Genomic DNA, 12,097 nt, shown 5'->3' with positions numbered 1-12,097 from the left:
GGGCCGATGTCGTTCACTGCTGACAAGGACGTGAACGTCGCCAGCGTCAATGGAAAGGTCAACCTGGCGGCGGCCAAGGAAATCATTCTCGAATGCGGTGGTGCGTTCATTAACATGAAGGACGGCAGCATCACGCTCGGCGGTCCGTTCGATCTGTTCTTCAAGACTATTACAGTCCAGAAGAAGGGCAAGGCATCGATGAATACGCCCATGCCGGACCTACCAAAAGAAAAGATTCACAGTGCACAGTTCGTGGTTCGTGATCGCAGCGGCACACCAATTCCAAACTATCCCTATCGGTTGGAAGCGGCGAATGGCCTGACTTGGTATGGCGTTACCGATGAGCACGGAAACACCGAACGTGTATGGACTGCGAGTCCACAGAAGGTGGCTTTGCATCCTCACCATGTGATGGATGCGACGGATGGCGACGACGATCACGACGATAGCTGCGATGTAGCACCTAACAAAGGCGATTAAAAGATGACTGGTTCCACGCCGAATCCCGTTGGCTCAATGTCTAGCGGGCAAAATATGCCCACGCAGCAGGTGACGGTCATAAGTCGCTTGGTTAGCTTCGTGATTTATTGCGCGCCGCGAGACGATCATGGTCTGAATCCAATGTATACGACGCTATATGGTGGTGACGACCGGCATACAGGTGTGACAGATTCGGCATCGTATTTGAATAATATGCCGTATGTGATAGTCGATGCAGACACAAAAAAAGTTATCTATCCGACACCAAGCTCTCACAAGGAATTTGAGAAAATACAGTCCGTGAGTTCAACAAATACGCTGCGTGATGGTCAGCGTAAGATGCATGCACTTCCGCCGATTCATATACCGGACGATGTGAGCAGGATCGCTTTACATATTGCAAATGATTCCTTTCATTACAGTCGGACATTTCAACTCTTTCCGTGGACCGTGCCTGACGTCGCGCATAGCAAGGTGCATATTTATGAGTTGAGATCCGATTTACGGGAGCGGTTCTCCTCGCAGAACCATTTGCCGAATCCTTCTGACAACACTTTGGCGGCCAAACCCGGAGCAGCTGCGGAATATTTTGGCTATCTGGATGGCGATCTGTGGCTCCGCATTAGCCATGAATTCACCGACAGCGATATCACCAGACTCTGCCCGCCAGAAACGATATCGCGCAATCTGCTTGCCGGCGCGAGTCAGGCCAACCCGCTGGCTGGAGTTCATCCACAGACCACTCCAGTTCAACAGGAGGCATTGGGTGGAATGGCTCCGCATGCCGATGGCCTCCATGCTTACGTTGGTCCCATAACAGGTGCGCCTGTAATTTCTGCCCCAACGCCTGCGCCGACTGCGCAGCCAAGCGTAGTGGGGAGTGTGGAACAGGTTCACGTTGATTGGCTGGCTACGCTTGCGCCGATCTACGCAGCAGGTGAGGGATCCCGTTCGATGGCCCCTTTTACTATCGAAATTGGCGATATGGCCATCACGTTAGCCTTTATCTCGCGTGCTTTGGCAAACGCTATCAATACGAGTACTAACACGACAATTCAGCAAGCCTTGCGCCGTACTTCCCCGCGCACCTTCGCAGCAATCCTCAGGGCAGCATGGCGTTTGCACATCGACAAACTTTCGCTTTCAAGCTCGTGGCGCCCCATGTTGGGGTCGCGGCTTCACAAGATGGGCGTTGGCCTCGATGTAACCGAAATTGATGATTCAGTAGATCACGTCAACTTCACGATCCATAACCATAGCCATGCAGATCGCGGCCACGCATTCCCCCAAGGTTCGGGGGGGCAAAAGCTGGCACGTCTCTATCAGGAACTGAATGGCGACAGTGAGGTGATGCACGGCGCGGTCTATACGCCGTGGGTCAACTGGGTAGAGCCACACGACACTCATATGCACATAACGGTGAAAGATGAATGATTTGAATCCTTTGCCCTCGTTGAGATATTCAATGCTGGCAATGATGCAAACGGTAATATTGGTCACATCTGTAATGACTGGGTGTGGTTCCGTCCGGGCGCGGACGATAATAGTTAATGAAATAGGGGTTGAGTATAATTATTTTCTTGAGCCGCAATGCGCTCTTATTATTCGACGTACTATTGGCACGGCTAAAGCTGGCTGGAGTGTCCCAGATTTATGCGACAAATATCGAGCATCGGGGAAGGATGATGTGATCGATATGGCGCCCGGTTCACCAGGGCAGCCGTCGATTCCGATCAGAAAGAGTGACTATATATCCCTTGATGAATTGTCGCCGTGGACTGGGATAGCACCGATTCGTGCATATTATGTGATTTCAAGGAGGCGGGAAGATCCTGATCCCGATGCCGCACCTTCTTATCTGCCATATGATGGATGGAATAAGGTTGAGAATTATATAGCTGTGGACCACGACGGATACGAAGTAAATGTTGAGAATAATAAAAGGACGGGATATAGATTCTACGAATATTTGGGATGGTGTTATTTGGCGACGGAATCAAAACCCAGAATATTCAAATATTTCACACTTTGCAAGGATTCAGAATATAGTGGATTCCCAGAATCCATTAATACGATCAATCGTCCGTGGATCAACATCATGGAGCGGAATACGGTAGATCTAGGTGAACGGATGCCTGCCGGTGGTGAAGTCCGTGGTACCACCCCAATCAAGCCGTTGATCTACTCCGATTTTCCGATCAGTGACAACGGTCGCGTGAGTAGAGGGCGTGCAATGTGCATGGCTGACTGTGCGCCTGGGATGCTCATGAAACTCCTGCATGCCGGACAGAGCATTTGGGGACCGTCTGGCAAGATGCGCGCCGGGAAAGAATAGGAGACTGTTGCGTGATTGATCTCAGTCGTTTCGGTGATGCCAACCGCTCGCTCACCTTCGTCTTCACGGCAGGTCGCGCCGCGCGGAACGAATTGTTCAAATCAGAGCCTCCAACGAAGAAAGTCGGTTTCCGCGTTTCGTTGTCACTTTAACTAAGAATTCAACTAAGCTCGTAATTTTAATTGAAACTGTAAAAATCAAGAGAAATAAAACAGGTGCAGTGTCAACCAAGAAAGCGGAGATGGGGCGCTACGATTATGTTTATGATTCAACTGCGGGCGTTGATGGGACAATTTTTTGGAAGTATTCCCCGCAATACCTGGATGTTACGCACGGGAGGGAGTACAAATGAAGCGAATCATATTTTTTGGCGGACTTTTGATGCTCGCGTCCAATTTAGGGTGTGCTGCTCCTCCAGACGAGAATATGGTGAAAAGTTGCCTTCAGGCGCAGTTCGTCACGTCATCTATTACGATTAATATTCTGAACACAAATGAAATTACTCAAGAGGATGACTATGCGGACGGCTCAATGCAAGCTACATGTTTGAATATCGTGGAGGTGATACAGGCTACGCTGAAGGAAAATCTGATCAGGCATTAATCTATTTTGGTAGACTTTATCGATTATCCGGAGATTTATCCATTGGGGATAACCATGGAATTAAATCGGGAGAATTTAACCCAATTTTAGCGCAATGGAGTATTGCGAAAGGAGGGCGGCAGCAATACTTTTGTATTAGTTTCAATTTTGACGGACTGGGGCAAAGCGGGACTTTTCAAAACGTCCACGGCGGGTATCTGTTGAACACCAAAACCAAGAACCTATATTTTGTCGTACGCGACGTTAAGCTATAGACACCTCCCATGATTCATCTCATCCGTTTTGGTGAGACCACCGACCACGGCGGCGAAGTCATCGCCGCGTCAGAGACGATGCGCTATGAAGGCTTACCCACTGCCACGGCTTCGGCGGAGCTTTGTTACCGATGGAGCAGGAATTCCTGCTTATGTTCGTGGGCGCGATCGCGCTGCTTTGACTCACCGACTCGCTCTTGCATGGCCGCGATTGCGCGTCATCGGGAGCGGGTGCAGTATGCTTGGCCGCGTGATCCAAACGGAGAGCAGGGTGATGAACGAGCAAACGTGGCAAGCAGTGGACGACTGGTTCTGCGACCGGCTGATCGGCCCCGACGACGCGCTCGACGGCGCGCTTGCGGCAAGCGCCAAGGCGGGCCTTCGCGCGATCAACGTTGCGCCGAATCAGGGCAAGTTTCTACATCTGCTAGCGCGAATTCAGGGCGCGCGGCGCATCCTCGAAATCGGCACCCTGGGCGGCTATAGCGCGATCTGGCTTGGGCGCGCGCTGCCCGACGACGGTGCGATGGTGTCGCTTGAATTCAGTCCGGAAAACGCCGCCGTTGCGCGGGCGAACATCGCGCGGGCGGGGCTCGATGCGAAGGTGACGGTCATGACGGGCCTCGCGCTCGAATCGCTCGACGCGCTCATCGCGCAAGGCGAGGCGCCGTTCGACTTCGTGTTTATCGACGCGGACAAGAGCAACAATCCGACCTACCTTGAACGCGCGCTGAAGCTTTCGCGTCCTGGTACGGTGATCGTGGCCGATAACGTGGTGCGTGAAGGGCGCGTGACCGATCCTGCGCATCACGAGGATGACGTGGTTGGCTTGCGGCGCTACTTCGACATGCTGGCGCGCGACAAACGGCTGGAGACGACCGCCGTGCAGACGGTGGGAAGCAAAGGCTGGGATGGGTTTGCGATTACGGTGGTGGGCAGTTAACAAACGCGAGACGCCCATAGGCACACGGCAAAAGCAAAAAGGGCCTGGCGGATAAACTGCCAGGCCCTTCCTTCATATCGCTACGCGCGGTCGATTACCGATCAGAAGTCTGTCGTCATCGAGAACAACACGGTACGCGGCGCACCCATCGTCAGATAGCCGCCATTGGTGGACGACCAGTACGCCTTGTTCGCGAGGTTATACACATTGGCACGGAACGTCGTCGGACGGCCGAACACGTTCGTCGAATAGCGCGCACCCAGATCCACCGTGTCCCACGCCTTGATCGACATGGTGTTGGCCGCATCGAAATACTGCGAACCCGTATGCGTCCAGCGCGCCGAAACCGTGAGGCCTTGAACCCAGGGGATGTCGTATTCGGCGCCCAGGTTGAGCAGGAAACTCGGCACGCCCACCGGCGTCTTGCCGTCGGTCGACCCGCCGTCGGTGTCGAGCTGCACAGCGTTGATATAGGTTGCGCCCGCAATTAAACGCACGCCCTTGTACACCTCGCCGAACACCGACGCTTCCACGCCGCGATGGCGCTCGTTGCCGTTGGCGACATAGGCGCCCGCGCTATTGGTGTACGTCTGCGGCTTTTCGAGCTGGAACAGTGCGAGCTGCGCGCCGTACTTGCCGTTGTCGTACTTCGCACCCACTTCATACTGCTTCGTGCGTTCCGGCGCGAGCTGGTCGCCGTAGTTCGTCGTACCCTGAGGGGCAATCCCGCCTGCCGAGAGCGACTCGCTGCGGTTCGCGTAGATCGACACGTTCTCCCACGGCTTGACCACGAGGCCGAAGAGCGGCGTGGTGATCGAGTCGTTGTAGTTCGACGTTTGCAGCAGCGTGGACGACGAGTAGCCGTTCGACAGAATCTCCTGATGACGCACGCCAACCGTGAACAGCACGCGGTCATGGAAGAAGCCGAGCGTGTCCGAAGCGGAGACGCTGCGCAGCAGGTTCAGCGCAGTGATCGGCGGGTTGCCGTCCATGCCGGCTTGCATCGTCGTGGCCGGATACGGCACCTGCTGCGTGTTGTAGAGATCGGTCGCGAACGGGCCGCCATAGGTCCAGCCCGACTGCGTTTCCACGCGCACGATCGAGGCGCCCGCGGTCACGAAGTGGCTCACGGGGCCGGTGTCGAAGTGGCCGCGCACGCCCGCTTCCGCCGAGGTCGCGCCTTCCTTGCGCACGACGCCGAGGCGCGAGCCGTAGGTGTTCGTGGGATCGGTGTAGTAGGGTGAGAAGTATTCGCCGTGCTCGTTCGTATGGCGCACGCCGCCGGTCACATACGCGGTCCAGCCGGGCAGGAAGTCGTATTCGGCGCGCAGGATGCCAACGGTGTCTTCCGCGTCGCTATACGACCAGGTTTGCGCGTAGTTGTGCGTGGCCGAAGGGACGGTGGGAATCTCGTCGCCGAGCACGTAGACAACGGGGCGGCCGTCCGATACGTGCTGGCGCTGATACATGAAATCGCCTTCGAGACGCAGCTTCTCGCCGCGCCAGTCGAGCGCCACGGCCGTTTGATTGTTGCGGCGCATTTCGCCGTCGATGCTCGTTTCGCCGTCGCGGTTCGACTGGTTCACGCGAATGCCGAACTGGTCGTTGTCGCCGAAGCGGCGGCCCACGTCGATATGCGTGCCGAACTCGCCCGAGGCGCTGCCTTCGAGCGTCACGCGCGTGAGCGGCTTGTCGTCGGCGCGCTTCAATTGCAGATTCACGCTGCCGCCAATCGAGCTGCCGTTGGGCGATGCGCCGTTCAGGAACGCGCTCGCGCCCTTGAGGATGTCCACGCGCTCGAGCGCGGCCGTTTCGACGAGCTGGCGCGGCGTGATGCCGTACAGGCCATTGAGGGAAATGTCGTCGCTGTCGAGCGTGAAGCCGCGAATGACGTACACCTCCTGGAAGTTGCCGTAACCGTAGGCGGTGCGCACGGCCGGATCGTTCGAAAGCACGTCGCCAATCGTGCGCGCCTGCTGGTCTTCGATCAGCTTCGCGGTGTAGGTCGTCATGCTGAACGGCATGTCGATGTTCTTCTGCGAGCCAAGCACGCCGAAATCGCCGCCGCGCGCCACGTGGCCGCCGCCAAAGGTCGGCTGCAGGTCGCCCGGCGACGCTTGCTGGGTCGCTTGCACTTTCACTGCGGGCAGCGTGGCGTTGTTTGCGTCACCGGTCGCGGCGGTGGGTGTCGCGGCAGCAGCTTGCGCGAACGCCGCGGCCGGCAGGCTAAAGGCGACGGCGATGGCGGCGAGGATTGCAGCGCGGGAAGTCGGGAGACGGGAAGGCAAGTTGAAAGGCGAGTGCAAACGAGATACGGACATAAAAAGGGTTCTAGCAAGGTAGCGCTGGCGCCTCGTGATGCCTTGGTGCTGCGCTCAGGCTCCGGGCGAATGGTTATGCTTTGCCGGTCAGACAGGGCTTGCAGAGCTGGCCCCATGAACGGCCCGGAAAAGTATGCGGATTGTATTGCAAATGAGAATGCTTGTTATTTAAATATTGCTGTCAATAGGTGTATTCAGCGTTTACGCAACAATTTCAGCGCCAGGCATTCGATGTGGGCGCAACGAAAGGTTCGAAAATTTCGGGGTCGTAAGACTTGAGCGCGTGTCTTGACACAACGTTGCGCGCTCAACCAATGCGCGACGTGGCCCTTACCGCCGCATGGGCGAAACACGGTTCGGCCCGTTCGCGAGACGGTTTCCATGCGACACCGATAAGCAGATTCGATGCCTTTAGGCAGTCCTTTCGGTGGTTCGCGAGGCGTGCCCAAACCTACAATGGGGCTTCGTGATGATCGACGTCTGGTGAACCGGAAATGACTGAAAAATCGATGCTCGTAGTGAGCGCACACAGCGCGGATTTCGTATGGCGCGCGGGAGGCGCGATTGCCCTGCACAGGAAGAACGGCTATCGCGTGAAAGTGGTGTGCCTCTCGTTTGGCGAGCGCGGCGAGTCTGCGAAGCTCTGGCGCAAGGGCCCCGACATGACCATCGAGAAAGTGAAGGGAGCGCGCCGCGAGGAGGCGCTCGCCGCCGCCGAGATTCTGGGCGCGGAATGCGAGTTCTTCGATCTGGGCGACTATCCGCTGCGCGTTTCGGACGAAGCGCTCCTGCGCCTCGTCGACGTCTATCGTGACGTGCAACCGGCCTTCGTGCTCAGCCACTCGCAGAAGGACCCGTACAACTTCGATCATCCGCTCGCCATGCACGTGGCGCAGGAAGCGCGCATCATCGCGCAGGCCGAGGGCCACAATCCGGGGCAGAAGATCGTCGGCGCGCCGCCGGTCTACGCGTTCGAACCTCACCAGACCGAGCAGTGCGAGTGGATTCCGAATACCTTCCTCGACATCACCGAAGTGTGGGACGTGAAGCGCCGCGCCATCGAATGCATGGCAGGCCAGGAGCATCTTTGGGAGTACTACACGCGTGTCGCGCAGCAGCGCGGCGTGCAGGCCAAGCGCAACATCGGCATTACAGCGAAGCGCGACATTCAATACGCGGAAGGCTATATGCGCCTGACGCCCGCAGTGGTGGGAGATCTGTCATGAAACGCGGCGTAGTCGTCACCCAGATTCCGCGCGCCGACGCGCGCCACATCGAAATCCTCAAGGAGGCCGGCACGGCCACCGTGCACGAGGCGCAAAGCCGCCTCGGCCTGCTCGCCACGTATTTGCGGCCCATTTATTCGGGCGCCGCGATTGCGGGCCCGGCCGTGACCGTGCTCATGCCGCCCTCGGACAACTGGATGCTGCACGTGGCCGTGGAGCAGTGCCGCGAGGGTGACGTGCTCGTGGCCGCGCCCACATCGCCTTGCGAAGATGGCTACTTCGGCGAGTTGCTCGCGACCTCGCTTGCGGCGCGCGGTGTGCGCGGGCTCATCATCGACGCGGGTTGCCGCGATGTGCGCGCACTGAAGGCGATGGACTTTCCGGTGTGGTCGAAGGCGGTTTCGGCGCAAGGCACGGTGAAGGAAACGCTCGGCTCGGTGAACGTGCCGGTGGTGTGCGCGCAGCAGATCGTGCATCCGGGCGACGTGATTGTCGCCGACGACGACGGCGTGGTCGTGGTGCCGTTCGCCACGGTTGCGAAGGTCGTGGAAGCGACCCAGGCGCGCCTCGCCAAGGAAGAGAAAACGCGCGCGGTGCTCGCGAGCGGTACGCTCGGCCTCGACTACTACGGCATGCGCGAGCGTCTGGCCGAAAAAGGTCTGCGCTACGTCGACACGTCAGCAGACGCTTGAGTCCGCTACGTTCGTAAGCAGTCCAACGCACTACAGCAAGAACGAAAACGAGCGCCGCAAGGGCGCTCGTTTCATTTCGTGACTCCATACGGCATTGCGTCATGCGCCTCAGGAAAAGCGCACTAAAGAATGCGGTCCAACGCCTTGGCGAGCCTGCCGACCGCGCCTTCGACGTCATGCAGTTTTTCCAGGCCAAATAATCCAATGCGGAAGGTCTTGAAGTCCTCAGGCTCGTCGCATTGCAGGGGAACGCCGGCCGCGATCTGCAAGCCGGCATCGGCGAACTTCTTGCCGGATCGTATGCCATCGTCGTCAGAGTAGCTGACCACGACGCCCGGAGCCTCAAAACCTTCGGCCGCCACGCTTCTGAAACCCTTGCTAGCCAGCAGCGAGCGAATGCGCTTGCCGAGTTCGATCTGCTCCGCCATCACCTTGTCGAAGCCGTAAGCCTCCGTTTCCTTGATCACGTCGCGCAGCGTCGCGAGACTGTCCGTTGGCATCGTGGCGTGGTATGCGAACCCGCCGGTCTCGTAGGCTTCCATGATCTGCAGCCACTTGCGAAGATCGCAGGCGAAGCTGGTGCTGGTCGTTGCATCGATTCGCTCGCGGGCGAGCGGACTGAGCATAACCAATGCGCAGCAGGGTGAAGCGCTCCACCCTTTTTGCGGTGCGCTAATCAGGATATCGACGCCGCTCGCCTGCATGTCGACCCAGACCGTACCGGAGGCGATGCAATCGAGTACGAACATGCCTCCTACGGCATGCACAGCGTCGGACACCGCGCGCAAATACGCGTCGGGCAGAATCATGCCGGATGCGGTCTCGACATGCGGCGCAAAGACCAGATCCGGCTTGTTTTCCTTGATCGCAGCGACGACTTCTTCGATCGGGGGCGGTGCATAGGCGGCCTGCCTTCCGTGTTCGACCGGGCGCGCCTTCAGCACGATCGATTCAGACGGAATGCCGCCCATGTCGAAAATTTGCGACCAGCGGAAACTGAACCAGCCATTGCGGATGACGAGGCACTTCTTGTTCGTGGCGAACTGGCGGGCAACGGCTTCCATGCCGAAAGTCCCGCTGCCCGGGGCAACCACGACCGACTTCGCGTTGTAGACTTTCTTCAGGGAGGCGGAGATATCTCGCATGACTCCTTGAAAGAGCTGCGACATATGATTGATCGAGCGGTCGGTATAAACCACTGAATATTCGAGGAGTCCCTCGCGGTCGACATTGGGAAGTAAACCTGGCACACTCGCCTCCGATAAAGGATGAACACTGTGAGCAGCATTTGCGATTCGATACTGCTGCAACAATGCAAATATGTTTTTTGCCGCGACGAAAATAGATTCTAACGAAAGCCGTCTGCAGCTAGGGGCATATTTTTATCGGCTATTTGGCGCATGCACGAAGCTTTGGGCGGCCTGTGCGAATGGTGCGATGCGGCAGAGTCAGTGTTTGCCTCACTTGTGCGCGGGCGGCTGCGGATTGTTGGCCGGGTTCGTATCGAACCGGCTCACGCTTTCGATACCCACCTGGTCAGCAAGGGCCGAAAACCGCGCATACAGCGAGTCGGCGGTTTCGCTGTCGTAGACCTCTTCACCGTGAACGTAGACCGCAAACGACTTCAGATACTTCGCCTTTTTCGCGGGATTGCCGATCGTGTCTTTCGTCCATTGATATAACGGATAGCGGCCGCGCCCCTCACGTTCTGCTTCTTCGACGTAATCGGCGAATGCGTCGAACTGACACTTCAAAGAGGCGTTGTATTCGCGCAAGACCGCTTCCATCAAATCTTGGCTCTTATAGGGGCTGCCCGCTCGCAGCGCATCGGCTAACTCGGGCACGACGGCGATACGGACCTGGAATTGCCATGTTTCTGCCATGTATGCCTCCCGCGCTGACAAACAGAATCGTGCCGATGTCGTTCGCCAGGCCGCACGACGCTCAACCCGCGCGCCGTCCCTCGACCACGCGCGTTGCGGGCGCAACATCCATCACCGCGAGCCGGATCGCGTCGATCAGCGCACGCGCCGCAGGCGAGGGCGAGCCCTGCGCGCGCAGCGTGAGGCCGATATCGCGGCGCGTGTGCTGCAACGGCACGTCGAGGATCACCAACTGGCCCGACTCGATTTCGTAATGCAACTGCTGCGCCGAGAGCGCCGTAATCATGTCCGTGCCGAGCAGCAGCCCGCGAATCACGGCGAGATCGGCGGTTTCGACCGTGGGGAGGGGCGGCTTGAGCTTCACGCGCCGGAACTGTGCTTCGAGCAGCCCGCGCGAGGGCGAATGCGTGCGCGAAAGAATCCACTGAGCGTCACGCAGGTCGTTCAGCGAGAGGCCATGCTTTTTCGCGAGTGGATGATCGTGCCGCGCGAGCACGACCATGTCTTCCGACATCAAGCGTTCGTTGCCCAGCCCACTTGCCGCGTCATTCTCGCGCAGCGCGCCGAGCACGAAGTCCACGTCACCCGCGCGCAGGCCCGCAACGAGCAGTTCATAAGCGCTTTCGTCGGTCACCACGCGCACACCAGGATGCTGCGCGGAAAGCCGCGCGATAGCGGCCGGCAGGATCAGCGTGCGGCCCAGAGGCAGCGCGCCCACCGTCACAGCGCCCTGGATGTTGCCGTGCAACGCGGCGATATCGTCGGGTACGTGGCGCAGTTCGTTGAGCGCGCGCCGCACGTGCAGCAGGAAGGTTTCGCCCTCGGCCGTGAGCAGCACGCCGCGCGGCCCGCGATGAAAGAGCGTGACGCCCGAGCCGCTTTCGAGCACGCGCATGGCGCTGCTCACAGCGGGCTGGCTGATGCCGAATGCATTGGCCGTGCTCGGCATGTGGCGGTGCCGCGCCAGCGCGACGAATAGCTGCAGCCGCCGCGTGTTGAGCAGATACGCGGGCAGTGTGCCTTCGCTCAACGCGCGCCGGCGCGCCTGGCGCGCGGCGCACCACTGCGCGAGCTCTTCCAGTTCGCCAAAAATGCGCGCACAGCGCTCGAGCACCACGCGGCCCACGGCAGTGGGCAGCATGCCCGAAGGCTTGCGCTCGAAGAGCGGCGCGCCGAGCGCCGTCTCCAGTTCCTGCACCGAGCGCGTGACGGCCGATTGCGCGCGATACAGGGCGGAAGCGGCGCGCGTGGCGCTGCCGGTGTCGGCAACGAGGCGAAAGGCGCGCAGATGCGCGAGGTTCAGGAGTTCGGGCTGGCTCACGGCGCGATCATGTCGTTTTGGGTGGCGTTTTGGGTGAGA

At 58.7% G+C, this 12,097-nt stretch carries 11 protein-coding genes; 7 read left to right on the top strand and 4 right to left on the bottom strand.

Annotation, left to right across the window (positions count from 1 at the left end):
- From JMY28_RS39200 to JMY28_RS35680, 5 genes are all read left to right on the top strand, one after another.
- Nucleotides 1-480, top strand: a 480-nt coding sequence (locus JMY28_RS39200; protein ID WP_236597195.1) for a DUF2345 domain-containing protein, incomplete at its 5' end; no start/stop codon positions are given.
- 3 nt (nucleotides 481-483) lie between these two features.
- Nucleotides 484-1,914 (top strand): hypothetical protein, encoded by a 1,431-nt coding sequence (locus JMY28_RS35695; protein ID WP_201700591.1) that lies wholly within the window; start codon nucleotides 484-486, stop codon nucleotides 1,912-1,914.
- Nucleotides 1,907-2,815 carry a hypothetical protein gene (locus JMY28_RS35690; protein WP_201700590.1) on the top strand — a complete coding sequence of 303 codons (909 nt, stop codon included), beginning with the start codon at nucleotides 1,907-1,909 and terminating at the stop codon, nucleotides 2,813-2,815. The genes JMY28_RS35695 and JMY28_RS35690 overlap by 8 nt, the downstream gene beginning before the upstream one ends.
- Before the next feature lie 542 nt (nucleotides 2,816-3,357).
- A complete protein-coding gene (locus JMY28_RS35685) occupies nucleotides 3,358-3,672 on the top strand; it encodes a hypothetical protein (protein WP_201700589.1) in 315 nt (104 codons plus the stop codon).
- 274 nt (nucleotides 3,673-3,946) lie between these two features.
- Nucleotides 3,947-4,615 carry an O-methyltransferase gene (locus JMY28_RS35680; RefSeq protein WP_201700588.1) on the top strand — a complete coding sequence of 223 codons (669 nt, stop codon included), beginning with the start codon at nucleotides 3,947-3,949 and terminating at the stop codon, nucleotides 4,613-4,615.
- Between the two features lie 101 nt (nucleotides 4,616-4,716).
- Here JMY28_RS35680 and JMY28_RS35675 read toward each other — a convergent pair whose 3' ends face one another.
- Complete coding sequence (locus tag JMY28_RS35675) at nucleotides 4,717-6,936, bottom strand: TonB-dependent receptor (RefSeq protein ID WP_201700587.1); 2,220 nt, start codon at nucleotides 6,934-6,936, stop codon at nucleotides 4,717-4,719.
- A 494-nt stretch (nucleotides 6,937-7,430) separates the two neighbouring features.
- Between JMY28_RS35675 and JMY28_RS35670 the strand changes: the two genes are divergently transcribed.
- Both JMY28_RS35670 and JMY28_RS35665 read left to right on the top strand, forming a co-directional pair.
- Complete coding sequence (locus JMY28_RS35670; RefSeq protein WP_201700586.1) at nucleotides 7,431-8,162, top strand: PIG-L deacetylase family protein; 732 nt, start codon at nucleotides 7,431-7,433, stop codon at nucleotides 8,160-8,162.
- Nucleotides 8,159-8,854 (top strand): 4-carboxy-4-hydroxy-2-oxoadipate aldolase/oxaloacetate decarboxylase, encoded by a 696-nt coding sequence (locus JMY28_RS35665; RefSeq protein ID WP_201700585.1) that lies wholly within the window; start codon nucleotides 8,159-8,161, stop codon nucleotides 8,852-8,854. Before JMY28_RS35670 ends, JMY28_RS35665 begins: the two co-directional genes overlap by 4 nt.
- A 122-nt stretch (nucleotides 8,855-8,976) precedes the next feature.
- On the opposite strand, the gene JMY28_RS35660 is transcribed toward JMY28_RS35665, so the two are convergent.
- From JMY28_RS35660 to JMY28_RS35650, 3 genes are all read right to left on the bottom strand, one after another.
- Nucleotides 8,977-10,104: an aminotransferase class V-fold PLP-dependent enzyme gene (locus tag JMY28_RS35660; protein ID WP_201700584.1), complete on the bottom strand. Its 1,128-nt coding sequence runs from the start codon at nucleotides 10,102-10,104 to the stop codon at nucleotides 8,977-8,979.
- Between the two features lie 210 nt (nucleotides 10,105-10,314).
- Nucleotides 10,315-10,737: a hypothetical protein gene (locus JMY28_RS35655; protein ID WP_201700583.1), complete on the bottom strand. Its 423-nt coding sequence runs from the start codon at nucleotides 10,735-10,737 to the stop codon at nucleotides 10,315-10,317.
- Between the two features lie 61 nt (nucleotides 10,738-10,798).
- Entirely contained in the window at nucleotides 10,799-12,058 is a 1,260-nt protein-coding gene (locus JMY28_RS35650; RefSeq protein ID WP_201700582.1) for a LysR family transcriptional regulator, read from the bottom strand.
- Nucleotides 12,059-12,097 lie beyond the last annotated feature (39 nt).

This window comes from Paraburkholderia hiiakae, assembly GCF_904848665.1.
GTDB lineage: Bacteria > Pseudomonadota > Gammaproteobacteria > Burkholderiales > Burkholderiaceae > Paraburkholderia > Paraburkholderia hiiakae.
This window is presented reverse-complemented; position numbering and strand designations above follow the sequence as displayed.

Coding starts and splice junctions, on each gene's coding strand:
- JMY28_RS35685 (WP_201700589.1), top strand. CDS start 3,358: ATGTTTGAATATCGTGGAGGTGATACAGGCTACGCTGAAGGAAAATCT.
- JMY28_RS35690 (WP_201700590.1), top strand. CDS start 1,907: ATGAATGATTTGAATCCTTTGCCCTCGTTGAGATATTCAATGCTGGCA.
- JMY28_RS35670 (WP_201700586.1), top strand. CDS start 7,431: ATGACTGAAAAATCGATGCTCGTAGTGAGCGCACACAGCGCGGATTTC.
- JMY28_RS35680 (WP_201700588.1), top strand. CDS start 3,947: ATGAACGAGCAAACGTGGCAAGCAGTGGACGACTGGTTCTGCGACCGG.
- JMY28_RS35695 (WP_201700591.1), top strand. CDS start 484: ATGACTGGTTCCACGCCGAATCCCGTTGGCTCAATGTCTAGCGGGCAA.
- JMY28_RS35655 (WP_201700583.1), bottom strand. CDS start 10,737: ATGGCAGAAACATGGCAATTCCAGGTCCGTATCGCCGTCGTGCCCGAG.
- JMY28_RS35665 (WP_201700585.1), top strand. CDS start 8,159: ATGAAACGCGGCGTAGTCGTCACCCAGATTCCGCGCGCCGACGCGCGC.
- JMY28_RS35675 (WP_201700587.1), bottom strand. CDS start 6,936: ATGTCCGTATCTCGTTTGCACTCGCCTTTCAACTTGCCTTCCCGTCTC.